This window comes from Streptomyces sp. HUAS MS02 (genome assembly GCF_055702265.1).
Window position 1 is genome coordinate 6,049,039 of sequence record NZ_CM146747.1, and the last position, 25,712, is coordinate 6,074,750.

Below are 25,712 nucleotides of genomic sequence, written 5' to 3' on the forward strand. Positions count from 1 at the left end.
ACCAGTGCCCGCCAGTTGATCACTTGAGATCGGTCACGTCCGCAACGCGGCCGCATTCGGGATCGGTCACGTCCGCATCCGGAACCCGACATACCCCCGCACGGCAACCAAGCGCCCACGAGGGAGCGTCTTTCCACCGAACGGACACGGGTACCCGTACGTACTCGAGCCACAGCGAACGGACAGAGTGGGCAGGAAGAGTCGGGAAGTGAACAGCCCGGTCCCGGGGACGGCCGCACTACAGTGGTCGGAACGTCCGCGTGAGTCCAGGGCGTGACCAGGCAAGCAAGCAACAGGGAGCGCATGACGTGCGGCCGGTAGGCAGTAAGTACCTCCTTGAGGAGCCGATTGGACGCGGCGCCACAGGCACTGTCTGGCGCGCCCGCCAGCGGGAGACCGCCGGCGCCGAGGCGGCCGTGCCGGGCCACCCCGGTGAGACCGTCGCGATCAAGGTGCTGAAGGAAGAGCTCGCGAGCGACGCGGACATCGTGATGCGGTTCCTGCGGGAGCGCTCCGTCCTGCTCCGGCTCACCCACCCGAACATCGTGCGCGTCCGTGACCTCGTCGTCGAGGGCGATCTGCTCGCCCTGGTCATGGACCTGGTCGAGGGCCCCGACCTGCACCGCTACCTCCGGGAGAGCGGCCCCCTCTCGCCGGTCGGCGCGGCCCTGATGACCGCCCAGATCGCCGACGCGCTCGCCGCCAGCCACGCCGACGGCGTCGTCCACCGTGACCTGAAGCCCGCGAACGTCCTGCTCAAGCAGGGCGGCGGCGAGATGCACCCGATGCTGACGGACTTCGGCATCGCCCGCCTCGCCGACTCCCCGGGCCTGACCCGGACCAGCGAGTTCGTCGGCACGCCCGCGTACGTCGCCCCCGAGTCCGCCGAGGGCCAGCCGCAGACCTCCGCCGTCGACATCTACGGCGCCGGCATCCTGATGTACGAACTGGTCACCGGGCGCCCGCCGTTCAACGGCCAGTCCGCGCTCGAAGTCCTGCACCAGCACCTCAGCGCCGAACCGCGCCGCCCCTCCACCGTCCCCGACCCGCTGTGGACGGTCATCGAGCGCTGTCTGCGCAAGAACCCGCGCGAGCGGCCCAGCGCCGTCAACCTCGCCCGCGCGCTGCGCATCGTCGCCGAGGGCGTCGGCGTGCACGCGAACTCCATGCAGATCGCCGCCGCCGAGGGCGTGGGCCACATCCTCGCCCCCGACCCGGCGCCCGCGCAGGTGCCGGGCTCCCCGGAGCCGTTCGGCTCGGCCGACCCGACGCAGGTACTGCCGCACGGCGCGGGCGCGTACGACCCGAACGCCGCGACGAGCGTCCTCCCGCACACCTCGGGGCCGGCGGGCTCGGGCGACCCCACGACCGTGCTCCCGCACACCTCCGGCGCCGACCCGACGTCCGTCATGCCGCCGGTGCCGTCGCACGACCCCGGCGGGCAGCCGCCCGAGCAGCCGCACCCCTGGCAGAACCAGCTCCGCGCGGCCCGCGACCGCAACGAGCAGACCCAGGTCCAGTACCTCGACCCCAGCGAGGACCCGCTGCGGCGCCGGCCCCAGCGGCAGGCCGGCCGTGCGCAGCAGCCCCAGCAGCCGCCGCGTCGGCAGCAGCAGCGGCCGCCGCAGGGCGGGCCCGGCCCCGGGTACGGCCACCCGCAGCAGCAACAGCCGTACGCCCCGGCGCCCGCGCCGCAGCCGCAGCGGCGTCAGCCGGAGCGGTACGCGCCCGCGCCTCAGCCGCAGCAGCCGGCGCCGCGGCCGCAGCGGGAGCCCCGGCCGCCGCGCCAGCGCAGCGCCAATCCGATGCGGATCCCCGGGCTCGGGTGCCTCAAGGGGTGCCTGTTCATGATCGTCCTGCTCGTCGTCGGCGGCTGGCTGATCTGGGAGTTCACGCCGCTGCAGGAGTGGGTCGGCACGGGGAAGAGCTGGTGGGGCCAGCTGTCCGACTGGGTCGGCGAAGTGGGCAAGTGGATCGGCGAACTGGGCAACGGCTCCGATTCGGGGGGCTCGGGGCAGTAGAGCGCCTGGTAGCTCGGGCGTTCGGGTTCAGTGGCGGGTGCGGCCCGGTGGGGCTTCTCGCGCAGTTCCCCGCGCCCCTAAAAGACCAAAGACCAGGCCCTGCGGGCCTGAAGCCCACGGTTCTGCGGCCGAAAGGCGGCGGGGGCTGCGGCGGATGAAAAGCACGGGGCGCAGCCCCTGCTTTTCAGGGGCGCGGGGAACTGCGCGAGAAGCCCCACCCACCCGCACCCGCCGACGCACCGATCCACCCCACCCCCTCCGCGCACCCCGCCCCAAGACGGAGTCCCACGTTGGGGACTTGTCGACATCCGAGGGGTGATTTCCGCCTCGGCGGTGAACCTTGGGTCCCCGGGCGCGTAGCTTTGTCGCCAACACGCGGCCTGTAGGAGCAGTCTTGGGACGGAAGATCGGAAGCCGGTACACCGCGAACCAGATTCTGGGGCGGGGCAGCGCCGGCACGGTGTGGCTGGGTGAGGGCCCGGAGGGCCCCGTCGCCATCAAGCTGCTGCGCGAGGACCTCTCGTCCGACGAGGAACTGGTCGGACGCTTCGTCCAGGAGCGCACCGCCCTGCTGGGCCTCGACCACCCGAACGTGGTCTCCGTACGCGACCTCGTCGTCGACGGCAACGACCTCGCCCTCGTCATGGACCTCGTCCGGGGCACGGACCTGCGCACCCGCCTCGACCGGGAGCGCCGTATGGCCCCCGAGGCGGCGGTCGCGATAGTGGCCGACATCGCCGACGGCCTGGCGGCGGCGCACGCGGCCGGGGTCGTCCACCGGGACGTGAAACCGGAGAACGTGCTGCTGGACATGCAGGGCCCGCTGGGCCCCGGCGGCGCGCACCCGGCCCTCCTCACCGACTTCGGCGTCGCCAAGCTGATCGATTCCCCCCGGCGCACCCGCGCCACGAAGATCATCGGAACACCGGACTATCTCGCCCCCGAGATCGTCGAGGGCCTGCCGCCCCGCGCGGCCGTGGACATCTACGCCCTGGCGACCGTGCTGTACGAGCTGCTGGCCGGTTTCACCCCGTTCGGCGGCGGTCACCCCGGCGCCGTCCTGCGCCGCCATGTCACCGAGACCGTGGTCCCCCTCCCCGGCATCCCCGAGGAACTGTGGCAGCTCCTCGTCCAGTGCCTGGCGAAGGCCCCGGCCTCCCGCCTGCGCGCCTCGGAACTGGCGACGCGACTGCGCGAGCAGCTGCCACTGCTGGCCGGGATGCCGCCACTGGACGTCGACGAGCCCGGGACGGAGACGGAGGAGGCGGCCGAGGAGCAGACCGTGCCGGTGGTGCCCGGGGAGCGGGTGCGGCGAGGCGCCGTACCGCTGGTGCCCGGGGCGAAGCCGGACTCCAATCGGGACACGCACACGTCGATGAGGGTGCCCGGACCGGACGAGCTGGCGGGCGGGGCCCGGGGGACTGCACGGGTGCCCAGGGCCTCGGGGGCGCCCCGGCCGGGCTCGGCCCGCCGTCGGGCGATGGCCCGTCGCCGACGGATCACCCTCGGAGCCGCGGCGGTCGCGCTGGTGGTCGCGGCGGGCGTGGGCACCTGGGCGGCGACATCGCAAGGCGACCCGGGCGGCGGGTCCCAGGACACCAACAACTCCACGCCGACGTCGCCGTGATGTGACGTGAACACCGCGCATCCCACGCGTGAAACCCCCGACGAGGTCGACGGCGGAATCCACGCCCCCGGCCGGGCCGGACGCCTCATCACCCGAGGCGCACGAGCAGGCGCCGCGCTCAAGGGCGCACTCGTCCTCGCCGCGATCGTCTCGCTCGGCTCCTGCGGTTCTTCGGGACCGCGGGGGTCCTCTACAGGGACGGACAGCGCCCCGGCGGGCTGCGAGATCCGTGACACCACCTAGCAGGTCGCCGACCGCTTCTCCGCGCTGGGCAAGGTCGTCACCACCGAGTGGTGCGCGATTGACCTCGCGGGCGGCTCGTCCCGCGTCCCCGGCCCGACCGACATCAGAATGGTCGGCTACTTCGAGACCACGGCCGAGGACATGAAGGCCGTCCTCGACGCCCCTGACAGGACGTTCGAGAAGGCCGAGCCCGAGGACATCCCTGATGCCTTCGGCGCTTCGACGTCCGAGAAAACCGAGTGGCTGACCAGCCCCGATGTGGACGAGGAGATCACGGAGGGCCTGTACACCGCGACGTTCTCTTTCGACCGCGCTTCCAACAAGATCCTCTTCGACGCCGTCAACCCGACCAGAACCGAGGACGAGGGGGTGGTGGTCGGAGGGTGAGGGACGAGGTGGGGGCCTGCGCGACCGGCCCCCACCCACCCGTAGGCGAACCAGCTGCACAAACGCCGGCTGCACCCCTGGCCGAGGGCGCCCCACCCTGGTCACCCGGCGGAGCCGTTAGGCTGGGGGTGTGGCAGTCGTCGATGTATCCGAAGAGCTGAAGTCCCTCTCCTCGACCATGGAGTCGATCGAGGCCGTTTTGGACCTCGACAAGCTGAGGGCAGACATCGCCGTGCTCGAGGAGCAGGCGGCCGCGCCGTCCCTGTGGGACAACCCGGACGAGGCGCAGAAGATCACCAGCAAGCTCTCCCACCTCCAGGCCGAGGTCAGGAAGGCCGAGGCGCTGCGCGGTCGCATCGACGACCTCGCCGTCCTCTTCGAGATGGCCGAGGAGGAGGACGACCCGGACACCCGCGCCGAGGCCGAGTCGGAGCTGGTCATCGTCCGCAAGGCGCTGGACGAGATGGAGGTCCGTACCCTCCTGTCCGGCGAGTACGACTCCCGTGAGGCCCTCGTCAACATCCGCGCCGAGGCCGGTGGCGTCGACGCCGCCGACTTCGCCGAGAAGCTGCAGCGGATGTACCTGCGCTGGGCGGAGCAGAAGGGCTACAAGACCGAGGTGTACGAGACCTCGTACGCGGAAGAGGCGGGCATCAAGTCCACCACCTTCGCCGTGCAGGTGCCGTACGCCTACGGCACGCTCTCCGTCGAGCAGGGCACCCACCGGCTCGTCCGCATCTCGCCCTTCGACAACCAGGGCCGGCGCCAGACCTCCTTCGCCGGTGTCGAGGTGCTGCCCGTGGTCGAGCAGACCGACCACATCGAGATCGACGAGTCCGAGCTGCGCGTCGACGTCTACCGGTCCTCCGGGCCCGGCGGCCAGGGCGTCAACACCACAGACTCGGCGGTGCGGTTGACCCACCTCCCCACCGGCATCGTCGTCTCCTGCCAGAACGAGCGGTCGCAGATCCAGAACAAGGCCACCGCGATGAACGTGCTCCAGGCGAAGCTGCTGGAGCGGCAGCGCCAGGAGGAGCGGGCCAAGATGGACGCCCTCAAGGACGGCGGCAGTTCCTGGGGCAACCAGATGCGTTCGTACGTCCTGCACCCGTACCAGATGGTCAAGGATCTCCGCACCGAGTACGAAGTCGGTAACCCCGAGGCCGTGTTCAACGGCGAGATCGAGGGGTTCCTGGAGGCCGGAATTCGCTGGCGCAAGCAGCAGGAGAAGTAAGGCCCCGGAATTCAGCGCTTTGTCGACAAGGCAACTGCCCTCCACTGGAGGGCAGTTGCCTTGTCTGTATGGGGATGTCTGGGTCTTACGTCACACTCACATGTTCGTGGCGAGGTCAAAAGCGGTGAACGGGACATCGCGTACGCAACGACCTTGACGTTGCTGGGAAAACTGGGAAGGTTGGCGTATGGCATGCGCATTACTGGGGCGCATGTGAACCGGGGGACTTCGACCCAACCGACTGCTCCCGTTGATCGCGGCCCCGGGCGCTGCTCCATTTACTGATAGCTACTGGGGGTAGCAGCCATATGACGAAGAAGACGCGGATCCGCGTGGCGCGCATAGCCGCGGGTGCCGTGATCGCCGCCGGTGCGTCGCTGACCGCCGCGGGCGCCGCTTCCGCGCTGGACCTCGGAGTCGGCGTCGGTGTCAGCACCGACGACGGTGGTTCCATCGGGGCCGGCGTCTCGGTCCAGACCGGCAACGACACCGAGGGCAACACCAACGTGGGTGCGACCACGGGTGAGACCACCGGTGAGACCACGACCGGTGAGACCACCGGCGAGACCACCAGCACCGGCAGTGTCAGCACGACCGGCAGCGTCAGCACGACGGGCACCGTCGGTACGACGGGTACCACGGGCGGCGACACCGGCACGACGGGCACGACCGGCACCACGGGTACCACCGGCACGACCGGTACCACGGGCACCACCGGCACGACCGGTACCACCGGTACCACCGGCTCCAGCTCGAACGGGACGTCCAACGGCACGTCCAACGGCACCTCCGGCGGTTCCACCTCCAACGGAACCTCCAACGGCACGTCCAACGGCACCTCGGGCGGCTCCACCTCCAACGGGACCTCCGGCGGTTCCTCCGACGGTGGCTCCACCTCCGGCGGTTCGTCCGACGGCGGCACCGACGGCGGTTCCTCCACCTCCGGCGGTTCCTCCGACGGCGGCTCCACCTCCGGTGGGACCGACACCGACGGCGGCAACGACGAGTCCGTGCAGCAGGAGGGCTCCTCGGCCCTCACCGACACCGGCTCGGAGGCCGAGGCCCAGGGCGCCGGCACCGGCGAGCTGGCCGAGACGGGTGCCGCCGAGACCACGTTCCTGCTGGTCGGCGCCGCCACGATGATCGTCGGCGGTATCGGCTTCCGCCTGCTGCCGCGCCTGATGGCCGGCCGCGGCGCCGCCGCCTGATCCCAGAGGATCGGGCACAGCACGGCACATGTACGACGAGGGCCCGGGGCAGCCAGCCCCGGGCCCTCGTCGTTCTCGTCGGACGTCCCGTCCGTCCCGCGCACGCCCCGTGTCGGTGAGGCGCCCCTATGCCGTCTGGTGCGCCAGCAGGGCCACAGCCGCTATGAGGATCGCCAGCAGGGCGATCAGGGTCATGGGGCTCAGGCTCGCGAAGGGGTTCTCCTGCTGGAGCCGCTCGCGGCTGGCCCGGCACACATGGCAGCGGCCCTCGGCGACGGGGGACGCGCAGTTCGCGCACACCAACCGGTCGTACGTCATGCGCCTCGCCCTCCTTGCAATGGCCTCACACATACCTCAACGCTTCGCGGAGCCGGACCGTTCCTCTACACCACTGTGCCAGGTTCCTCCGGAGGTTGCGCGGGGGCCTCGGAAAGGGGTGGGTGCCGGTTGTCGGAGGGCTGCGGGTCGGTGGGGGCCGGTCGCGCAGTTCTCCGCGCCCCTTTTATTCGGGCTGCGCCCTCACCGGGGCCGGCTGGCGGCGCGGTACAGTCTCGTCCATCCATCCCCGACGGCTTGTGGTGCATCCGTGATCCGATTCGACAACGTGTCCAAGGTCTACCCCAAGCAGACCCGCCCCGCACTCAGGGATGTCTCCCTGGAGGTGGAGAAGGGCGAGTTCGTCTTCCTGGTCGGCTCCTCCGGCTCCGGAAAGTCCACGTTCCTGCGGCTGATCCTCCGGGAGGAGCGGTGCAGCCAGGGACAGGTGCACGTCCTGGGCAAGGATCTCGCGCGGCTGTCCAACTGGAAGGTGCCGCAGATGCGGCGCCAGCTGGGGACGGTCTTCCAGGACTTCCGGCTGCTGCCCAACAAGACGGTCGGCGAGAACGTCGCCTTCGCGCAGGAGGTCATCGGCAAGTCGCGCGGCGAGATCCGCAAGTCCGTGCCGCAGGTGCTGGAACTGGTCGGCCTCGGCGGCAAGGAGGGGCGGATGCCGGGCGAGCTGTCGGGTGGTGAGCAGCAGCGGGTGGCCATCGCGCGGGCCTTCGTGAACCGGCCCAAGCTCCTCATCGCGGACGAGCCCACCGGCAACCTCGACCCGCAGACCTCCGTCGGCATCATGAAGCTGCTCGACCGCATCAACCGCACGGGCACCACCGTGGTGATGGCGACCCACGACCAGAACATCGTGGACCAGATGCGCAAGCGCGTCATCGAGCTGGAGAAGGGCCGCCTCGTCCGCGACCAGGCACGCGGCGTCTACGGCTACCAGCACTGACCGCCCCCGTCCACGAAAGGCTCATCGAGACGCCATGCAGGCCCAGTTCGTCCTGTCGGAGATCGGTGTCGGTCTCCGCCGCAACCTCACGATGACCTTCGCGGTCATCGTCTCCGTCGCCCTCTCCCTCGCCCTGTTCGGCGGCTCGCTGCTGATGAGCGACCAGGTCAGCCAGATGAAGGGCTACTGGTACGACAAGGTCAACGTGTCGATCTTCCTCTGCAACAAGAGCGACGCGGAATCCGACCCCAACTGCGCCAAGGGCGCCGTCACGACCGAGCAGAAGAACCAGATCAAGTCCGACCTGGGCAAGATGGCGGTCGTCGAGAACGTCGCCCACGAGTCCCAGGACGAGGCCTACAAGCACTATAAGGAGCAGTTCGGCGACTCCCCGCTGGCCAGCAGCCTCACCCCGGACCAGATGCAGGAGTCGTACCGGATCAAGCTGAAGGACCCGGAGAAGTACCAGGTCATCGCGAGCGCCTTCAACGGCCGTGACGGTGTGCAGTCGGTGCAGGACCAGAAGGGCATCCTGGACAACCTCTTCAAGCTCCTCGGCTACCTGAACCTCGCGGCGCGCGGTGTGATGGCGGTCATGCTGGTCGTCGCGCTGCTGCTGATCGTCAACACCGTGCGTGTCTCCGCGTTCAGCCGTCGTCGTGAGATCGGGATCATGCGGCTGGTGGGCGCCTCGGGCTTCTACATCCAGGCGCCGTTCATCATGGAGGCGGCGGTCGCCGGCGTCATCGGCGGAGTGATCGCCTGCGTCTTCCTGGGCCTCGGCCAGTACTTCGTGATCGACAACGGTGTGGCACTGTCCCAGAACCTGCCGTTGATCAATTTCGTCGGCTGGGACGCGGTCCTCATCAAGCTGCCGCTCATCCTCACGGTGAGCTTCCTGATGCCGGCGTTGGCCGCGTTCGTCGCGCTGCGCAAGTACCTGAAGGTGTGACGCATGCCCCTGGGGCCGTACCGGCAAGGGCCGGTGCGGCCCTTCGCGTTGTCCTAGACTCGCCGACATGTCAGGCCGCGACCTGTTTTCCCAGCCCCGCCGCATCCGCCGCGGGGCGGCCCTGACATTGGTCTTCGCGAGCGTGCTCGCCACCGGTGCCGCGACCGGCTGCTTCGACGACCCGCGCCGGGAGGCCACGGCCGTCGCGAACCCCTCCCGCTCCAACCCGGCCTCCACCCCGGACTCCACCTCGGCCGACAAGGAGCAGGAAGTCGCCGACGCCGCGGCCGAGGCCATGGCCGAGGGCAAGTCCCCCGTGGAGGCCGCCGAGCGGGCCGTCAGCCGCAGCGGCGACCGGTGGGGCGCGGTCTACTCCGAGGGCGAGTACGAGCAGTTCGAGGAGGCTCTCGACGGCGAGTACACCGGCGTCGGCCTCTGGACCCGGCTGGAGCGCGACGGCCGGATCGAGGTGATCCGGGTGCAGGACGGCTCGCCCGCCGCCCGCGCCGGGATCCGCGCGGGCGACCGCCTCGTCGGCGTCGACGGCGAGAAGGTCGACGGCCGCCCGGTCACCGAGGTCGTCTCCTTACTCCGCGGCGACGTGATCGACGAGGGCTCGGGGAACACCGGGACCCCGAAGAGCGCGGCCGCCGGTACGAAGGTGCGGCTGGAGCTGGAGCGCGCCGGCCGGACCTGGTCCGCGACCCTGCGCCGGGCCCGCCTCTCCACCGAGGACGTGACCGTGAGCCGCACCGCGGGCGGGGTCAGCGTCATCACGGTCGACGCGTTCACCAAGGGCTCCGGCGACGTCGTACGAGCCGCCGTCGAGCAGTCCGCCGACGCCGCCGGCTTCGTCCTCGACCTCCGTGGCAACGCCGGCGGTCTGGTCTCCGAGGCCGTCACTGCCGCCTCCGCCTTCCTCGACGGGGGCCTCGTCGCCACGTACGACGTCAAGGGCAGGGAGCGGGCCCTGCACGCCGAACCCGGCGGCGACACCACCAGACCCCTGGTCACGCTGGTCGACGGCGGCACGATGAGCGCGGCCGAGCTGCTCACCGGAGCCCTCCAGGATCGGGGCCGCGCGGTGGTCGTGGGCTCCCGCACCTTCGGCAAGGGCTCGGTGCAGATGCCGAGCCGCCTCCCGGACGGCTCCGTCGCCGAGCTGACCGTCGGCCACTACCGCACCCCCTCCGGCCGGGGCGTCGACGGCCGGGGCATCACCCCCGACCTCGAAGCGGACGAGGACGCGCTGCAGCGGGCCGAGACCGTGCTGAGCGGCCTCGGGCAGTGAGCCACGCCCGTTGATCGTGCTCGCTTGACCGTGCACGCTGACCGCGCCCGTTAATCGGTTTCCCCCGCACCCCCTCCGTGGTGCCAAAATGGACGGCACTATGAGCAAGGGAATGTACGTACCGAAGGAGTCCCAGCCCAAGCAGGGCGGGGCGGCCGCCAAGGCCAGGGACGGCGAGAAGGGCGGCAAGAAGAAGATCGTCGCCCAGAACAAGAAGGCCCGGCACGACTACGCGATCATCGACACCTACGAGGCCGGGCTCGTCCTCATGGGGACCGAGGTCAAGTCGCTGCGCGAGGGACGGACCTCGCTGACCGACGGCTTCGTCCAGATCGACCGGGGTGAGGCGTGGCTGCACAACGCCCACATCCCCGAGTACCACCAGGGCAGCTGGACCAACCACTCCGCGCGCCGCAAGCGGAAGCTGCTGCTGCACCGCGAGGAGATCGACAAGCTGGAGTCCAAGGCGCAGGAGACGGGTCACACGATCGTGCCCCTCGCCCTGTACTTCAAGGACGGCCGGGCCAAGGCCGAGATCGCGCTCGCGCGAGGCAAGAAGGAGTACGACAAGCGGCAGACGCTGCGGGAGAAGCAGGACCGGCGGGAGTCGGACCGGGCGATCGCGGCGGCGAAGCGGAGGCAGCGGGGCCAGTAGGGCGAGGCCGCCGGGAATACGGTGGCACGCGCTCGCGTTGGTCACGTACGATGGCTCTGCACCTCACAGCGGGTGCGCCAGTCCCCTTCGGGGGGCGTTGAAAAAACAACATGGGGATGATCGGTTTCGACAGCGGATGTTGAGGCAGGGGAAGCGTGTCGAGGAAGCGGCAATGATCTCGTTAACCATATGTCGCACCAAATAATCGCCAACACCAAGCGCGATTCCCAGACCTTCGCTCTCGCTGCCTGATAAGCAGTGATCGAAGGCCCTAATGGGTGTCAGCCCGGGAGCGTTCCCGGCCCGGATCCTGGCATAATCTAGGGAACTAAACCATTGAGCCCGGTCACGGGGTTCAATGGGAAATCAAACAGTGACTGGGCCCGTCGGCGACTTGTTCGCGTGATCGCCGGGGCCGAGAAAATCACAGCGAACTGCACACGGAGAAGCCCTGGTTCTACACCGTTGGACGCGGGTTCGATTCCCGCCATCTCCACAATTCCCATGTGGGCGAGGCCCCGCTGCCGTATGGCAGCGGGGCTTTCGTCATTTCTCAGCGGGCACCGACACCCGGTCATCCCGTCACCCGGCGGACCGTGCTCGCGCGCACGGTCAGCCGGGGCGCGAGCAGGGTGGCCTCCGGGACGGGCGTGCCGGAGAGCTTCTTCATCAGCAGGGCCACCGCCTGTTCGCCCACCTCAGCCGCCGGGATCCCGATCGAGGTGACGGGGACGGGGAGGGAGGTGGCGAGGTCGTCCGGGCACAGGGCCGTGATCGAGAGGTCGGCGGGGACGCGCAGGCCCAGGTGCTCGAAGGCGTCGACGAGGGGCTCCAGGACGGCCTCGTTGTGGATCACCACACCCGTGAGGGCCGGTTGTTCGCGCAGGAGCCGTTCCGCGACCGCGCGGGCCGCCGCCGGGGTGGCCCCGCAGGGGTGGACGGTGGAGGCCATGCCGTTGCGGGTGGCGGCGGAGGTGAAGCCCTGGACGACGCGCTGGGCGAAGGACGTCTGGCGGACGTAGACCTCGGGCGGCGAGCCGATCAGACCCACCACCCGATGACCCAGACCGGCCAGATGCTCCACGCACAGCTCGCCCGCCGTCCTGAAGTCCAGGTCGACGCAGGTCAGGCCGGAGGGGTCGGCGGGAAAGCCGATCAGGACCGAGGGGCGGTCCAGCGTGCGCAGCAACGGCAGCCTCGGGTCGTGGAGTTGGACGTCCATCACGATCAACGCGTCCACCAGGGCCGAGTCCGCCACCCGCCGCAGGCCCTCGTCGCCCTCCTCCTGCGTCAGCAGCAGGACGTCGTGGTCGTGCGCGCGGGCCGTCGTGACCGCCGAGACCGCGAACCGCATGACCACCGGCACATGGATCCCGGCCCGTAACGGCATGACCATCGCCAGCACCTTGGACTTGCTGCCGGCCAGGGCGCGGGCACCCGCGTGCGGGCGGTACCCCAGCTCGCGGACGGACGCCTCGACCCGCGCCCGCGTCTCCGCCGAGATCGGGCGCTTGCCGCTCAGCGCGTACGAGACGGTGCTCGGGGAGACGCCCGCGTGCCGGGCCACGTCCGTGATCTTCACCGTCACTTCGACCTCGTTTCCGCGGGAGCGGACTCCCCGTCCAGCTCCATCGTCAGGAATCCCGTGCCCGCCTCCGCCCGGACCTCACGCCCGTCCGCCGCCAGCCCCCAGGGCGCTTTCGGGTCGCCGCAGGCGGCCCGCAGCACGTTCCCCTCCCGTACGACGGTGAACGTCACCCCGCCCACCGGGACCGTCACCTGGGCGCCGTGTGCGAGGCCGTACGCGTGCAGGGTGACCCCGTCGGCGTGGTCGTGGTCCGGGCGGTCGACCCTCGCGCCGACCGGGACGACCGCGCCCGGCCGGACCAGCAGCGGCACGCTCAGGAAGTCGTGGCGCTCACGGACCCAGCGGGGGCCGGTGACCGTGCCGCCGTCCGGGAAGCGGGTCCAGGTGCCCTCGGGGACGTAGTACGTGACGTCCCCTTCGTCGTTGAAGACGGGCGCCACGAGGAGGTCCGGGCCCAGCATGTACTGGCGTTCGAGGTGCGCGCAGCCCGGGTCGTCCGGGAACTCCAGCACCATCGCCCGCATCATCGGCACCCCCTCGGTGTGGGCGGTGCGCGCGGCCTCGTAGAGGTAGGGCATGAGGCTGAGCTTGAGGTGGGTGAACTTCCGCAGCACGTCGACCGATTCGTCGTCGAAGAGCCAGGGGACCCGGTACGACGACGAGCCGTGCAGCCGGCTGTGGGAGGAGAGCAGGCCGAAGGCGATCCAGCGTTTGAAGAGGCCGGGCGAGGGGGTGCCCTCGAAGCCGCCGATGTCGTGGCTCCAGTAGCCGAAGCCCGACAGGCCCAGCGACAGGCCGCCCCGCAGGGACTCGGCCATCGACTCGTACGTGGACTCGCAGTCGCCGCCCCAGTGGACGGGGAAGCGCTGGCCGCCGACCGTCGCCGAGCGGGCGAAGAGGACCGCCTCGCCCTCGCCCCGGTGTTTGCGCAGGACGTCGAAGACGGTGCGGTTGTAGAGGTAGGTGTAGTAGTTGTGCATCCGCTCCGGGTCCGTGCCGTCGGACCAGGCCACGTCCAGGGGCACCCGCTCGCCGAAGTCGGTCTTGAAGCAGTCGACGCCCTGGGCGAGCAGCCTCTCCAGCTTCGACGCGTACCACTCGCGGGCCGCCGCGCTGGTGAAGTCGACCAGCGCCATGCCGGGCTGCCACAGGTCCCACTGCCAGACACCGCCGTCCGGCCGGCGCAGAAGATGGCCGAGGGCCTTGCCCTCCGCGAAGAGCGGGGAGCGCTGGGCGATGTACGGGTTGATCCAGACGCTGATCCTCAGACCCCGGCGTTTCAGACGGGCCAGCATGCCCTCCGGGTCGGGGAAGACCCGGGGATCCCACTCGAAGTCGCACCACTGGAACTCGCGCATCCAGAAGCAGTCGAAGTGGAAGACGGACAGGGGCAGCCGGCGTTCCCGCATGCCCTCGATGAAGGAGGTCACCGTCTCCTCGTCGTAGGAGGTGGTGAAGGACGTCGACAGCCACAGGCCGAACGACCAGGCGGGCGGGAGGGCCGGGCGGCCGGTGAGGGCCGTGTACTTGCGGAGGATGTCCTTCGGGGTGGGGCCGTAGATGACGTAGTACGTGAGCTGTTGGGTCTCCGCGCTGAACTGGACCCTGGACACGACCTCCGAGGCGACCTCGAAGGACACCTTGCCGGGGTGGTCGACGAAGACGCCGTAGCCCGCGTCGGTGAGGTAGAACGGCACGTTCTTGTAGGCCTGTTCGGTGGCCGTGCCGCCGTCGGCGTTCCAGATGTCCACCACCTGGCCGTTCTTGACCAGCGGCCCGAAGCGTTCGCCGAGGCCGTAGACGGAGGTGCCGACGCCCAGGTTGAGCTGTTCGCGCAGGTGGTGGGCGCCGGACGCCTCGCGCATGATGCCCATCGACTTGGGGCCGCTGGTGGTGAGCGTGCGGCCGTGGGCGAGGAAGTCGACCTGCCAGGGGCCGCCGCGGGAGACACGGACCGACAGTTCTCCGGCGGTGAGCGTGGCGTGCTCGTCGTCGTAGGAGGCGTGCGGGGTGAACTCCTCGCCGGTCAGCTCGAAGCGCGGGCCGCGGGGCCGTTCGCCCTCGAAGTGGGTGAACGTGACACCGATGACGTCCGGCATCGGGGCGTGGGCGCTGATCGTCACGACCGGTCCCTTCAGCAGGTCGCCGCGGTGGCGGATGGGCCGGGTCGGGGCGTGCACCTCCAGGGCGCCGCCGTCCGTCGCGGTGACGTCGAGCACCTCGACCGGGTACGCGGCGGTGACACCCTCGCGCAGCAGCCAGTAGCCGTCGGTGAACTTCATCGGGGCCTCCCTCTGTGGATGCCCCCGACTTCAGCCGGGGGAGGAAGCGAAGCTCCTGCGGAGCAGGGCGGGAAGAGCCGGTTCGCCGCGCGGGGCGGTCGTCGGTGAAGCAGGAACCCCAGCGGGCGACCGCTGGAATCCGCCGCGGAGGAGGAAGCGTGCGGAGTGGGCCCCGATCGTCGAACGGTGCGGTCGAATCGCTTCGATGAATGGCATCGAAGCGCTTCGATGGAAGCTAAGGGTGACCTCAGAGCGCGTCAATGGGCGGGCGGGAATTCGTCCGGATCGCCGCGATCAGCAGGGCCAGGGCGGCCGCGACCACCGGTACCGCGAAGCCGGTGGTGCCGGGGGCGAGGCCGGTGCCCGCTGCCGGGTCGTGTTCCGCGAACCAGCCGCCGAGGGCCGAGCCGCCCGCTATCCCGCCGAGCAGCCCGGTGACCGCGAGGGTCATGCCCTCGTTCAACTGGCCTGGTGGGGTGCGGTGCTGGACCACCGTCATGGCGGTGACCATCGTGGGGGCGGTGGCCATGCCGGCGAGGAGGAGGGCCGGGGCGAGGAACAGCAGGGAGCCGGTGGTGGCGGCGGTGAGCCAGGGCAGCGCCATCAGGGCGGTCATCGCGGCCAGGCACCGGCGGAAGCGGCGTTCCGCCGGGCCCGTCACCCGCAGCGCGCCGTACGCCAGGCCCGCCGCGCAGGAGCCGGCCGCCTGGAGGCCGAGGATCACCCCCGCCGAGGAGGCGTGGCCCCGGGCGTCCGCGTAGGCGATGGTGACGACCTCCATGGAGCCGAAGACCGCGCCGGTGGCGAGGAAGACGGCGAGGAGTTGGGGGATCCCGGGGGTCCTGAGGGGGGACTTCGCGGTCGTACGGCCCGTGGGCGGCGGTTCCGTGGTGCGCTGGGCGGCGAAGAGCAGGACGCCCGTCATGCAGAGCAGACCGCCGATCAGGGTGCCGGCCTCGGGGAACAGGGTGGTGCAGAGGAAGGCGGCGATCACCGGGCCGAGCATGAAGCAGAGCTCGTCCGCCGCCTGTTCGAAGGAGTTGGCGGTGTGCAGGGCGGCCGGGTCGTCCTTCAGGAGATGGGCCCAGCGGGCGCGGGCCATACCGCCGGTGTTGGGGGCCGTGGCGGTGGCCGCGTAGGAGGCGAACAGGGCCCAGTCGGGGGCGTTCCAGTGGACACAGGCGATCAGGCCGAGGCCGCCGAGGAGGGCGACGGCGGCGGCGGGGACGGCGATCCTGGCCTGGCCGTGGCGGTCCACCAGCCGGGCGGTCCAGGGGGCGACCAGGGCGGTGGCGGCGAGGCCGGTGGCGACGACGGCGCCGGCGAGGGCGTAGGAGCCGCGGGTGCCGGCGATCATGAGGATCGCGCTGATGCCGAACATGCCCATGGGGAGGCGGGCGAGGATGCCTCCGGCGGTGAAGCGGAGGGTGCCGGGGTGTTGGAAGAGGGCGCGGTAGGGGGTGGTGGCGCCTGATGGGGTGGGGGTGGTTGTGCGTCGGCGGGTGCGGGTGCGTTGTGGCTGGTCGCGCAGTTCCCCGCGCCCCTGAGAAGCAGGGGCTGCGCCCCTGCGTCGGCGGGTGCGGGGCCGGTGGGGCTTCTCGCGCAGTTCCCCGCGCCCCTTTCGTCGGCGGGGGCGGAAGTCGGCTGCGACGAGGGTGTCGGCGGTGACAGTGAGCAGCGGGCCGTGCTGTTCGGCGGGTTCGGGTCGGTGCGGCATGGGGCTACCGTCGCCCCGGTCATGATCCACCGTCCAACACCTGGTCCGTGGTGATTCACGCGGTCCGGTTGTAAATTCGGCGGATGCCCACCGTGCCCTTTGCCGTCGAGCCCCGGTTGCTGCGGGGGTTTCTCGCCGTCGCCGAAGAGCTGCACTTCACCCGGGCCGCCGCCCGGCTCTACGTCGCCCAGCAGGCGCTCAGCCGGGATGTGCGGCGGCTGGAGCGGGAGTTGGGGGTGGAGCTGTTCGTGCGGAGCACCCGGCAGGTGGTGCTGACGGGGGACGGGGAGCGGCTGGTGCCCCACGCGCGGCGGGTGCTGGACGCGCACGAGGAGCTGATGGCCGCGTTCCGGCAGGTGCGGCCCCTGCTGGTGGACCTGAACTCGCCGGGACTGGCCACCGGGGCACGCGTGCTGCGGCGGGCCCGTGAACTCGCGCCGGAGCTGGAGTTGATGGCCCGCTACGAGAGCGGGCTCACGTATGCGGCCGCCGAGATCCTCGCCGGGCGGCTGGACGTGTCGTTCGGGAGGTTCGCCGGGCTCGAACCGGCGGTGCGGGCACGGCTCGCGCAGCAGCCGGTGCGGTACACGCCGATGACGGTGATCCTGCCCGAGGACCACCGGCTGGCCGCGCTGGACGCCGTACCGCTGGCGGAGCTCGCGGGCGAGCGGGTGTACGCGGGCGCCGGGAACCCCCGTACGCCGGAGTGGACGGATCTGGCGGCGCGGCTCTTCGAGGGGCGGGGCATCGAGGTCGCGGCGCCCGCCCCGTTGGCCGTGGGGGAGGAGGAGTTCCAGCGGATCATGGCCAAGACGAGGTCACCGGTGCTGGCGGTGGTGGACTTCCCGCCCATGCCGGGCACGGTGACGCGGCCGCTCGTCGACCCCGTGCCGCTGTCCCCGGTCTCGCTGGTGTGGCGCAAGGGGTTCGGTCACCCGGGGCTCGACGCGTTGCGGAGGGCCGCGGCCGAACTCGGGCGGGCGGAAGTATGGCTGTCACATCCGGAGGACGGGTGGATTCCGCCCACAGATGCACTCATCATGATGACCTTCACCTGACGTCACACACATACACATCTTTCCCGCCCCTACATTCGTTGGCCCGGGTGCGTGTGATGGGTGGGGCGCCCCGGATCGGGTGGGGGCCCGGTCCGGTACAGGAAAGTGCGACCGTCCGGCATCGACCACGCGCTCGGAACGATCCCGTGGGGGGAAGTGCGTGCACGTCGACAACTGGCCCAAGGGCATTCAGCCGAAGCGGACCGAGGGCGAGGGCCCGGGTCCGGGCCGTGGTGGCAGTGGCAGTGGCAGTGGCAGTGGCAGCGGTGCGTCGGACGAGCTGGTCTGGCCCGACGCCGCCGGCAGAACGGGAGCCGTCTCCCAGGTGGAGGCCAGGCCCTGGGAACAGCCCGACCAGCCCGGGCGCAACCACGATCCGCACGAGGTGACCGTGCAGCTCGACGGCGTCGGGCGTGAGGTGGAGGAAGGGACCGGCAGGCACGCCGGCTGGAACGGGGACGCGGCGGGCGCCGGTCAGGACTCCGACGGGCCGGTCTTCGTCGACGAGTCGGGGCGGCGCCGCAACCTCTACCGGCGGCTCGGCATCGCCGTCGGCACCGCCTGCGCGGCGTACGCCGTGGTCATCGTCGGCACCCTGGTGTCGGGCAACTCCGACGCGCCCTGGCTGCCGGTGCCGATGCAGAAGGACGACAAGCCGGCGGGCAAGGTGGACACGCCCCCGGAGCCCGCCGAGTCGGACGAACGGTCCGACACGGCGGACGGTTTCGTGCCGGACTCCGGTCCGGGCGGCGGCCGCGCGGGCGCCACGGCCTCGCCCGGCGGCAAGTCGCCCACCGGTGCGTCGGGCCGGGCCAGGCAACCGGAGAAGTCCGCCGGTGCCGAGCCCTCGGCCGCCCCCAGCGCCGGCGTGGTGCCGCGGCCGAAGCCGAGCACCAGCGCCAAGGACCCCGAGCCGTCCGACTCCGCGTCCGAGCCGCCGAAGGTCGACCCCAGCCCCTCGGACTCGCCTTCGCCCGCGCCCTCGGACACCACCGACCCCGGACCCGCTCCGGACGGCGGCGGCACGGACACCGTCGCCGGCGGTCCCGCCTCGCCGGCACCCGTCGAGCCGGCCCCGGCGACCTCGGACAGTTCGGACAGCTCGCAGAGCCCGCAGGAGCCGGCGGGCCCGCAGGACCCGCAGAACCCGGAGACACCCGCCTGATGACCCGCTCCCAGCGCGGCGGCACGCCTTCGCGTGCCGCCAAGCGCCCCTCCCGCCCACCGCGCTCCTCGAACACAAGTACGGATAGTGCCGCCGACAGCCCGGGGAACGGCTCAGCGAAGGCCAAGCGGTCGCGCAAGAGCCCGAAGAAGCGTTCCGGGCGGCGCCTGCCGCTGCGCTACCTGCTGCCCAGTGTGCTGCTCCTCGCCCTGATGGCCATGCTCATGCTGCGCGGATACGTGCACAGCGAGATCCTCGCGGACCACCGGGTCGGGCCGCCCATCTCGAACGACCGGGTGCCGAAGAAGATACTGAACGGCGGGCCCGTGATCGACACCCGCTCCGGACGGCAGCTCGCCCTCGACGTCCCCGACTACGAGCTGGTGCTGACCTTCGACGACGGGCCCGACCCCAAGTGGACGCCCAAGGTCCTCGACATGCTGAGGAAGCACGACGCCAAGGCCGTCTTCTTCATCACCGGCACCATGGCCTCCCGCTACCCGGACCTGGTCCAGCGGATGGTCGACGAGGGCCACGAGATCGGTCTGCACACCTTCAACCACCCGGACCTCTCGCTCCAGACCAAGGACCGCATCGACTGGGAGCTCTCCCAGAACCAGCTGGCGCTCGCGGGCGCCGCCGGCATCCGCACCTCGCTGTTCCGGCCGCCGTACTCGTCGTTCTCGGAGCGCATGGACAACCGGACCTGGCCGGTGACGCAGTACATCGGCAGCCGCGGCTACATCACCGTCGTCAGCGACACCGACAGCCAGGACTGGAAGCGGCCGGGCGTCGCCGAGATCATCCGCCGGTCCACGCCCGAGCGCGGCGAGGGCGCGATCGTGCTGATGCACGACTCCGGCGGCGACCGCTCGCAGACCGTCGCCGCGCTGGACCGCTACATCCCCCAACTCCAGGTCAAGGGCTACAAGTTCGACACCCTGACCGGAGCCCTGAAGGCCCCCAGCGCACACACCCCGGTCACCGGCCTCGGCCTGGTGAAGGGCAAGATCTGGGTCACCCTGGTGCAGGTCTCGGAGCAGACGACCAGCGTCCTCGTCGTCGCCCTCGCGGTCGTCGGCGTCCTCGTCCTCGCCCGCTTCGGCCTGATGCTGGTCCTGTCCCTCGTGCACGCCCGCCGGGTCCGCCGCCGGAACTTCCGCTGGGGCCCGGACGGGCCGGTCACGGAACCCGTCTCGGTGCTCGTCCCCGCGTACAACGAGGCCAAGTGCATCGAGACGACGGTCCGTTCCCTGGTGGCGAGCGACCACCCCATCGAGGTGCTGGTCATCGACGACGGCTCCAGCGACGGCACGGCCGGCATCGTCGAGGAACTGGGCAAGGACCTGCCGGGCGTCCGCGTCGTACGGCAGCTCAACGCGGGCAAGCCCGCCGCCCTCAACCGGGGCATCGCCAACGCCCGGCACGAGATCATCGTCATGATGGACGGCGACACGGTCTTCGAACCGTCCACCGTCCGTGAGCTGGTCCAGCCCTTCGCCGACCCCCGCGTCGGCGCGGTCGCGGGCAACGCCAAGGTCGGCAACCGGGACACCCTCATCGGGGCCTGGCAGCACATCGAGTACGTGATGGGCTTCAACCTCGACCGCCGGATGTACGACATCCTGCGCTGCATGCCGACCATCCCCGGCGCGGTCGGGGCGTTCCGCCGCACGGCCCTCGAACGCGTCGGCGGGATGAGCGAGGACACCCTCGCCGAGGACACCGACATCACCATGGCCATGCACCGCGACGGCTGGCACGTCGTCTACGCCGAGAACGCGCGCGCCTGGACCGAGGCACCGGAATCCGTCCAGCAGCTGTGGTCCCAGCGCTACCGCTGGTCGTACGGCACCATGCAGGCGATCTGGAAGCACCGAGGCTCACTCTTCGACCGGGGCCCCTCCGGCCGCTTCGGGCGCGTGGGCCTGCCGCTGGTGTCCCTCTTCATGGTCGTCGCGCCCCTGCTGGCCCCGCTCATCGACGTCTTCCTGCTCTACGGGCTGATCTTCGGGCCCACGGAGAAGACGATCGGCGCCTGGCTGGGCGTCCTCGCCGTCCAGGTGGTCTGCGCGGCCCTCGCGTTCCACCTCGACAAGGAACGCATGACCCACCTGATCTCCCTCCCGCTCCAGCAACTCCTCTACCGCCAGCTGATGTACGTCGTCCTGCTCCAGTCGTGGATCACGGCGCTCACCGGCGGCCGGCTGCGCTGGCAGAAGCTGCGGCGGACGGGGGCCGTGGGGCTGCCCGGCGGCTCCCCGGAAGGGGCCGTGCCTCAGCAGCAGTCGGGCGAACGGAGGCCCGTCGGATGAGCACCCTCGCCCACGGCTCCACGCCACCGGACTCCACGCCGCCCGACTCCGCGCAGTCCGACTCCGCGCAGTCCGGTTCCACCGCGCCGGGCGTGCCCCCGCAGGCCGGTGCCGGACCGCAGGACCCGCCCGCCCGCGCCCCCGGCCGGGACCGGTACTTCGACCTCCTCAGGGCCCTCGCCCTCTTCCGGGTGGTGCTCTACCACCTCACCGGCTGGGCCTGGCTGCCGCTCCTCTTCCCCTCCATGGGCGTGATGTTCGCCCTCGCCGGCAACCTCATGGCACGCTCGCTGAAGCGCCCGGCCCTTGGCGTCGTCCGCGGCCGCCTGCGCCGACTGCTGCCGCCGGTGTGGCTGCTCGGCGTCGTCGGCGTGACCGCGATGGTGGTCCAGGGATGGGGGCCGGACGCGGACGGACACCCCGCCTGGTGGTGGTTCCACCTCACGTTCTGGGTCCTCCCGGTCAGCGACCCGCCGTACGCCGAGGGCCTGCCCGGAGTGCACGGGCTCGTCGGCGCCGACTGGGCCGCGGAACTCGCCGGACCGCTCTGGTACGTCCGCGCCTACATCTGGTACGTCGTCCTCTCCCCGCTGCTGCTCCGCGCGCTGCGGGCGGTGCCGGCGGTGACGGTCCTCGCGCCGATCGCCCTGGCCGGCGTCTTCGAGCTGGGCCTGCTCCAACTGCCGGGCGAGCGGTTCGCGTCGGGGCTGACGGACTTCAGCACCTTCGGCGCCTGCTGGATCCTCGGCATGGCCCACCAGGAGGGCATCCTCGCGCGCCTGCCGCGCTACCTCGTCCCCTCCGTGGCCCCGGCGGTCGCCCTGACCGGCCTCTGGTACGCCCTGAACCACGACTTCGGCACCGGCAACGACCTGGACAGCATGCCGTTCGCCCAGGCGCTCTATTCCGTCGGCACGGTGGCGCTGCTGCTGCACATCAGCCCGTCGTGGCAGGAGTGGCCGGACCGGCTGCGCCGCTGGGACGTGCTGATCACCCTGCTCAACGCCCGTGCGGTGACGATCTATCTCTGGCACAACACCTGCATCCTGATCGCCGCGACCCAGTGGGACCGGCTGTGGAGCGTGGTGTTCCTCGAACAGAACGTGCCCTGGCTGCTGGAGAGCGTCTGGCCCGTGCTGGTCCTGACGTGGCTGCTGATCGCCGTCTGCGTCGTCGCCTTCGGCTGGGCGGAGGACCTGGCGGCCCGGCGCAGGCCCCGGTGGTGGCCGAGCCGTCGTGTACTGACCCGGTAACCAACCGGGATACGCACTTGCGTACGACTGACCGGGTGTTGGATGTTGAGGTCGCTTGAGGCAGGTGTTCCGCGCACTGCTCGCCTCGCCGAAGCGACTCAAGGAGTGACACCCGCCGATGACCCAGCCTCCTCCCGGCCAGCCGCCGTACGACGGCTACGGAGCCCAGCCGCCGCAGCAGCCGTACCCGGGGGCGTACCCGCCCCCGGGCCAGGTGCCCGGCCAGCCCCCGAACCCGTACGCGACGGCTCCGCAGCAGCCGTACGGGGCCGGCGGGCAGCAGCCGTACGGGGTGCCGGGGGCGCCGAACTACGGCCCGCAGTACGGGGGTTACCCGCCTCCGCCACCGCCCTCCGGCGGTAGCGGTGGCAAAGTCGCGATGATCGTCGTGGCCGCCGTGGCGGCGCTCGCGGTGATCGGCGGGGGCATCTTCCTCCTCACCGGCGACGGGGACGACGACACCACGGCCAAGCCCCGGCAGAGCGTCTCGGCCTCGGAGACCGACGCGGCGACCCCGACGGAGGAGGCCACCGACGACGCCGGCGACGGGGGCCTCGGAACGCCCGACGGCGGTCTGGACGACGGCGGTTCGACCACCGCGCCCGCCAAGGGCGTCGAGGGCCAGTGGCAGGACGACGACGCCCGGACCCTCACCATCGGCGCCGAGCAGACCAGCGGCGACGGCAAGGGCCAGCACCCGCTCTCCTACATAGACATGGTCGGCGGCAAGGGCATCCTGACCGGCGTCGGCGCCTACCGCGACGACAACAACTTCCGTATGGCGCTGACCCCCATGGCCTCCAAGGACGTCAGCGACGAGGACGTCACCTTCGCCACGGTCCGCCGCTCCGGCGACGACGTGATCATCACCTGGGAGAAGGGCGGTACGGACCGGCTCAGCTACGTGGGCGAGTCGTCGAGCTGACGCGCCCGGGTACGTCGATGGGGGTGGGCCGTGGTCGGGGGCCCACCCCCACCGCTGTGTCCCGGGGCAACCAAGCGGCGGAGCGGTGACGACTACATCGTCCGGGGGCCGGCTCGGGGCCGGTTCCGGTCGGAGGAGGAGCGTCGACCATGAAGAGCGATGCCGGACACATCGACGCGTTCGCGGCCTGGATGGAGGGCGTGATGCGGGCGCGCGGGTACGACATCGACAGCCCGCGCGGCGGTGGGAAGACCAGGCCGGCCGAGGACGCGGGGGTGCACCGGGCGGCCGTCACCCGGCTGCTGCAGCGGCGGAGCATGCCCGATCTGGAGACGATGCGCGGGCTGTCCCGGGCGCTCGGTGTCCCGGTGCGTGACATCCTGATCCGCTCGGGCAAGCTGACCGAACAGGACCTGCCCCAGCCCTCGACACCGCCCGGGCCCGGCACGGCCCCCGGCGGTCACCCCCTCTCCGCCGAGCAGGCGGCGACCGCGCTGGGCATCCCGGAGCACCTCCGGGCAGCGTTCGTCCGGATCACCGAACAACTCAGACACGGCCCGGAGCGGGCCCCGGCCCCGGGCCCGCACGACCGCGCGGACGACTGACGGCCGCCGCCGCGTGTCGTCGGCTGACGGCCGCCGCCTCGCCGACTGGCTGCCGCCTCGTCGGCTGAGGGCCGCCTCCCCGATGGCTGTCCGCTGCCCCGCCGACCCGCCGGCTGACCGCCGTCCCCCCGCCCGCTGATCGCTCCGCCCACCGAGACACCCCGCCCTAAGCCTCCACGCTTCTGAACCCTCCCCCCACCCCCAACCACCCCCGACCGCGCCCGGCAGTCGCCGTGCGCGGCCTTCTGCGCGCCCACCTGGGTACGTCGTCCTCTGTTGCGCACAGTGTTCGCAGTGCGTACAGTGTTCCGTGTCGCCGCGCAGGACGCGGCGGCGGCCCCGCACCCACGCTTCCCGGAGGTTTCGCCATGTCCCAGCCCACCGCCCCCGCCCTCGACCTCGCCCACTGGCAGCGCCGCCTCGACACCCTCCGCGCCACCCACGACGTGCCGGGCGCGAGCCTCGCGTTCGTCGTGGACGGTGAGGTCCACGAACTCGCGAGCGGGGTGCTGAGCCGTGCGACCGGCGTGGAGGCCACCACCGACTCCGTCTTCCAGCTCGGCTCGATCGCGAAGGTCTACACCGCCGCCCTGGTCATGCAGCTGGTGGAGTCCGGCGAACTCGATCTGGACGTCCCGGTGGTGAAGGTGCTGCCGGAGTTCGCGACCGTCGACCCGGCCGCCACCGAGGTCATCACGCCCCGCATGCTGCTCTCCCACACCAGCGGCCTGACCTGCGACTTCCACATCGACACCGGGCGCGGCGACGACGCGATCGCCAAGTACGTCGAGGCCGCGAAGGGTGTGGCGATGGACTGCCCGCCGGCCACGGCGGTGTCGTACAGCGGCATCGGGTACGTCGTCCTCGGCCGGATCGTCGAGGTCCTGACCGGGCTGACCTGGGACCAGGCCCTCAAGGAGCGCGTATTCGCGCCGCTCGGCCTGACGCACTCCATGACGCTGCCGGAGGAGGCGCTGCCGTTCCGCGTGGCGATGGGGCACCTGGCGGGGGAGGACGGGGCGCAGACCCCGGCCCCGGTCTGGGACCTGATGCCGCGCGCGGCAGGCCCGGGCGCCCGGGTGCTCGCCACCGCCGGCGACGTCGTCCGGTACGCCAAGGCCCACCTCGACGGGGGCGCCGGCGTCCTCCGCCCCGAGACGGTGACGGCCATGCAGACCCGCGAGACCGACGTCCCCGACAAGTGGACGGTCAGCGCCGACGGCTGGGGCCTCGGCTGGACGCTCTACGACTGGGACGGCGTCCCGGGCTACGGCCACGACGGCGCCGCGACCGGCCAGTACGCCTTCCTGCGCGTGGTGCCCACCCGGGGCGTCGCCGTCGCGCTGCTCACCAACGGCGGTTCCTCCCGCCTGCTCTACGCCGACCTGCTGCGCGAGCTGCTGGCGGAGCTGGCCGGAATCACCCTGCCCGTCCCGTTCGCCCCGCCCGCCGAGCCGCCCGCCGTCGACATCACGCCCTGGACCGGTACGTACAAGAGGGAGGGAGTCGTCATCACGATCAGCGAGAGGAACGGCACACCGCACCTGACGTACGCCTTCGTGGACGGCATGGTCGGCTACTCGCCTGACCTGGAGATGGAACTCGTGCCCCTGTCGGAGACGGTGTTCGCCGGTGCGGGCGGCGGTGCCTCGTTCGCGGAGGACTGGATGCCTGTGGTCTTCGCCACGCTGAGCGACGGCACGCGGTGCGCCTACATTGGCATGAGGGCCGCGCCGAAAGTGGCGTGACCACCGGGTATCCACCAGGTGACGGCCCGGTATGACGCCCTGCTCACCGATTCCTCACCGACCGGTCCGCCCGCTCGTGAGAGCAAAGTTCCCTTCCGGTCACCCGGTGCCACAGCCAGGAAACGCGCTCTCCCTACCTTCGGGACTCATCACCCCTCATCA

Annotated in this window: 21 protein-coding genes and 1 other RNA gene; 18 read left to right on the forward strand and 4 right to left on the reverse strand. The window is 71.3% G+C overall.

What is annotated here, in order from left to right; translation table 11 throughout:
• Positions 1-308: 308 nt before the first annotated feature.
• The 6 genes from ACZ9QC_RS26005 to ACZ9QC_RS26030 all read left to right on the forward strand — a co-directional run bounded on the left by ACZ9QC_RS26005 (position 309) and on the right by ACZ9QC_RS26030 (position 6,720).
• Positions 309-2,021, forward strand: coding sequence for a protein kinase domain-containing protein (locus ACZ9QC_RS26005; RefSeq protein ID WP_472915319.1), 1,713 nt, complete (start codon positions 309-311; stop codon positions 2,019-2,021).
• 394 nt (positions 2,022-2,415) lie between these two features.
• Positions 2,416-3,648 carry a serine/threonine-protein kinase gene (locus ACZ9QC_RS26010; protein WP_472915320.1) on the forward strand — a complete coding sequence of 411 codons (1,233 nt, stop codon included), beginning with the start codon at positions 2,416-2,418 and terminating at the stop codon, positions 3,646-3,648.
• A gap of 6 nt (positions 3,649-3,654) precedes the next feature.
• Positions 3,655-3,891 carry a hypothetical protein gene (locus ACZ9QC_RS26015; RefSeq protein ID WP_472915321.1) on the forward strand — a complete coding sequence of 79 codons (237 nt, stop codon included), beginning with the start codon at positions 3,655-3,657 and terminating at the stop codon, positions 3,889-3,891.
• A gap of 108 nt (positions 3,892-3,999) precedes the next feature.
• Positions 4,000-4,278 (forward strand): hypothetical protein, encoded by a 279-nt coding sequence (locus ACZ9QC_RS26020; RefSeq protein WP_472915322.1) that lies wholly within the window; start codon positions 4,000-4,002, stop codon positions 4,276-4,278.
• A gap of 130 nt (positions 4,279-4,408) precedes the next feature.
• A complete protein-coding gene (gene prfB, locus ACZ9QC_RS26025; RefSeq protein ID WP_472915323.1) occupies positions 4,409-5,512 on the forward strand; it encodes a peptide chain release factor 2 in 1,104 nt (367 codons plus the stop codon).
• A 308-nt stretch (positions 5,513-5,820) separates the two neighbouring features.
• Complete coding sequence (locus ACZ9QC_RS26030; RefSeq protein WP_472915324.1) at positions 5,821-6,720, forward strand: hypothetical protein; 900 nt, start codon at positions 5,821-5,823, stop codon at positions 6,718-6,720.
• 126 nt (positions 6,721-6,846) lie between these two features.
• Here ACZ9QC_RS26030 and ACZ9QC_RS26035 read toward each other — a convergent pair whose 3' ends face one another.
• A complete protein-coding gene (locus tag ACZ9QC_RS26035) occupies positions 6,847-7,038 on the reverse strand; it encodes a hypothetical protein (RefSeq protein WP_005486830.1) in 192 nt (63 codons plus the stop codon).
• A gap of 268 nt (positions 7,039-7,306) precedes the next feature.
• Here ACZ9QC_RS26035 and ftsE point away from each other — a divergent pair, with 268 nt between their 5' ends.
• From ftsE to ssrA, 5 genes are all read left to right on the forward strand, one after another.
• A complete protein-coding gene (gene ftsE / locus ACZ9QC_RS26040; RefSeq protein WP_472915325.1) occupies positions 7,307-7,996 on the forward strand; it encodes a cell division ATP-binding protein FtsE in 690 nt (229 codons plus the stop codon).
• A gap of 34 nt (positions 7,997-8,030) precedes the next feature.
• The gene (ftsX, locus tag ACZ9QC_RS26045) at positions 8,031-8,948 is read left to right on the forward strand and encodes a permease-like cell division protein FtsX (protein ID WP_472915326.1); all 918 of its coding nucleotides are present in this window, start codon (positions 8,031-8,033) and stop codon (positions 8,946-8,948) included.
• Positions 8,949-9,015: 67 nt separating this feature from the next.
• Positions 9,016-10,239 carry a S41 family peptidase gene (locus ACZ9QC_RS26050; protein WP_472915327.1) on the forward strand — a complete coding sequence of 408 codons (1,224 nt, stop codon included), beginning with the start codon at positions 9,016-9,018 and terminating at the stop codon, positions 10,237-10,239.
• A 112-nt stretch (positions 10,240-10,351) separates the two neighbouring features.
• On the forward strand, positions 10,352-10,894 hold the full coding sequence (gene smpB, locus ACZ9QC_RS26055) for an SsrA-binding protein SmpB (protein ID WP_254408619.1): 543 nt from the start codon (positions 10,352-10,354) through the stop codon (positions 10,892-10,894).
• 112 nt (positions 10,895-11,006) lie between these two features.
• Positions 11,007-11,393, forward strand: a transfer-messenger RNA (tmRNA) gene (ssrA, locus tag ACZ9QC_RS26060).
• Positions 11,394-11,468: 75 nt separating this feature from the next.
• On the opposite strand, the gene ACZ9QC_RS26065 is transcribed toward ssrA, so the two are convergent.
• From ACZ9QC_RS26065 to ACZ9QC_RS26075, 3 genes are all read right to left on the reverse strand, one after another.
• Positions 11,469-12,482 carry a LacI family DNA-binding transcriptional regulator gene (locus tag ACZ9QC_RS26065; protein ID WP_472915328.1) on the reverse strand — a complete coding sequence of 338 codons (1,014 nt, stop codon included), beginning with the start codon at positions 12,480-12,482 and terminating at the stop codon, positions 11,469-11,471.
• Positions 12,479-14,764: an alpha-xylosidase gene (yicI, locus tag ACZ9QC_RS26070; RefSeq protein WP_472915329.1), complete on the reverse strand. Its 2,286-nt coding sequence runs from the start codon at positions 14,762-14,764 to the stop codon at positions 12,479-12,481. Before yicI ends, ACZ9QC_RS26065 begins: the two co-directional genes overlap by 4 nt.
• Positions 14,765-15,011: 247 nt before the next feature.
• A complete protein-coding gene (locus ACZ9QC_RS26075) occupies positions 15,012-16,481 on the reverse strand; it encodes an MFS transporter (RefSeq protein ID WP_472915330.1) in 1,470 nt (489 codons plus the stop codon).
• A gap of 83 nt (positions 16,482-16,564) precedes the next feature.
• Here ACZ9QC_RS26075 and ACZ9QC_RS26080 point away from each other — a divergent pair, with 83 nt between their 5' ends.
• The 7 genes from ACZ9QC_RS26080 to ACZ9QC_RS26110 all read left to right on the forward strand — a co-directional run bounded on the left by ACZ9QC_RS26080 (position 16,565) and on the right by ACZ9QC_RS26110 (position 25,550).
• Positions 16,565-17,539 (forward strand): LysR family transcriptional regulator, encoded by a 975-nt coding sequence (locus tag ACZ9QC_RS26080; protein WP_472915331.1) that lies wholly within the window; start codon positions 16,565-16,567, stop codon positions 17,537-17,539.
• Between the two features lie 160 nt (positions 17,540-17,699).
• The gene (locus ACZ9QC_RS26085) at positions 17,700-18,704 is read left to right on the forward strand and encodes a hypothetical protein (protein ID WP_472915332.1); all 1,005 of its coding nucleotides are present in this window, start codon (positions 17,700-17,702) and stop codon (positions 18,702-18,704) included.
• Positions 18,704-21,019, forward strand: a complete 2,316-nt coding sequence (locus tag ACZ9QC_RS26090) for a glycosyltransferase (RefSeq protein WP_472915333.1) — start codon at positions 18,704-18,706, stop codon at positions 21,017-21,019. The genes ACZ9QC_RS26085 and ACZ9QC_RS26090 overlap by 1 nt, the downstream gene beginning before the upstream one ends.
• On the forward strand, positions 21,016-22,272 hold the full coding sequence (locus tag ACZ9QC_RS26095; RefSeq protein ID WP_472915334.1) for an acyltransferase family protein: 1,257 nt from the start codon (positions 21,016-21,018) through the stop codon (positions 22,270-22,272). The genes ACZ9QC_RS26090 and ACZ9QC_RS26095 overlap by 4 nt, the downstream gene beginning before the upstream one ends.
• Positions 22,273-22,390: 118 nt before the next feature.
• Positions 22,391-23,197, forward strand: coding sequence for a hypothetical protein (locus ACZ9QC_RS26100; protein ID WP_472915335.1), 807 nt, complete (start codon positions 22,391-22,393; stop codon positions 23,195-23,197).
• 149 nt (positions 23,198-23,346) lie between these two features.
• Positions 23,347-23,802 (forward strand): helix-turn-helix domain-containing protein, encoded by a 456-nt coding sequence (locus tag ACZ9QC_RS26105; protein WP_472915336.1) that lies wholly within the window; start codon positions 23,347-23,349, stop codon positions 23,800-23,802.
• Between the two features lie 368 nt (positions 23,803-24,170).
• Complete coding sequence (locus ACZ9QC_RS26110) at positions 24,171-25,550, forward strand: serine hydrolase domain-containing protein (RefSeq protein ID WP_472915337.1); 1,380 nt, start codon at positions 24,171-24,173, stop codon at positions 25,548-25,550.
• Positions 25,551-25,712: the final 162 nt, after the last annotated feature.

Excerpts from the sequence above, each read along its gene's own strand:
- ACZ9QC_RS26020 (WP_472915322.1), top strand. The coding sequence starts at position 4,000 with ATGGTCGGCTACTTCGAGACCACGGCCGAGGACATGAAGGCCGTCCTC.
- ACZ9QC_RS26030 (WP_472915324.1), top strand. The coding sequence starts at position 5,821 with ATGACGAAGAAGACGCGGATCCGCGTGGCGCGCATAGCCGCGGGTGCC.
- ACZ9QC_RS26035 (WP_005486830.1), bottom strand. The coding sequence starts at position 7,038 with ATGACGTACGACCGGTTGGTGTGCGCGAACTGCGCGTCCCCCGTCGCC.
- ftsX (WP_472915326.1), top strand. The coding sequence starts at position 8,031 with ATGCAGGCCCAGTTCGTCCTGTCGGAGATCGGTGTCGGTCTCCGCCGC.
- ACZ9QC_RS26050 (WP_472915327.1), top strand. The coding sequence starts at position 9,016 with ATGTCAGGCCGCGACCTGTTTTCCCAGCCCCGCCGCATCCGCCGCGGG.
- smpB (WP_254408619.1), top strand. The coding sequence starts at position 10,352 with ATGTACGTACCGAAGGAGTCCCAGCCCAAGCAGGGCGGGGCGGCCGCC.
- yicI (WP_472915329.1), bottom strand. The coding sequence starts at position 14,764 with ATGAAGTTCACCGACGGCTACTGGCTGCTGCGCGAGGGTGTCACCGCC.
- ACZ9QC_RS26075 (WP_472915330.1), bottom strand. The coding sequence starts at position 16,481 with ATGCCGCACCGACCCGAACCCGCCGAACAGCACGGCCCGCTGCTCACT.
- ACZ9QC_RS26080 (WP_472915331.1), top strand. The coding sequence starts at position 16,565 with ATGCCCACCGTGCCCTTTGCCGTCGAGCCCCGGTTGCTGCGGGGGTTT.
- ACZ9QC_RS26090 (WP_472915333.1), top strand. The coding sequence starts at position 18,704 with ATGACCCGCTCCCAGCGCGGCGGCACGCCTTCGCGTGCCGCCAAGCGC.
- ACZ9QC_RS26095 (WP_472915334.1), top strand. The coding sequence starts at position 21,016 with ATGAGCACCCTCGCCCACGGCTCCACGCCACCGGACTCCACGCCGCCC.
- ACZ9QC_RS26100 (WP_472915335.1), top strand. The coding sequence starts at position 22,391 with ATGACCCAGCCTCCTCCCGGCCAGCCGCCGTACGACGGCTACGGAGCC.
- ACZ9QC_RS26105 (WP_472915336.1), top strand. The coding sequence starts at position 23,347 with ATGAAGAGCGATGCCGGACACATCGACGCGTTCGCGGCCTGGATGGAG.
- ACZ9QC_RS26110 (WP_472915337.1), top strand. The coding sequence starts at position 24,171 with ATGTCCCAGCCCACCGCCCCCGCCCTCGACCTCGCCCACTGGCAGCGC.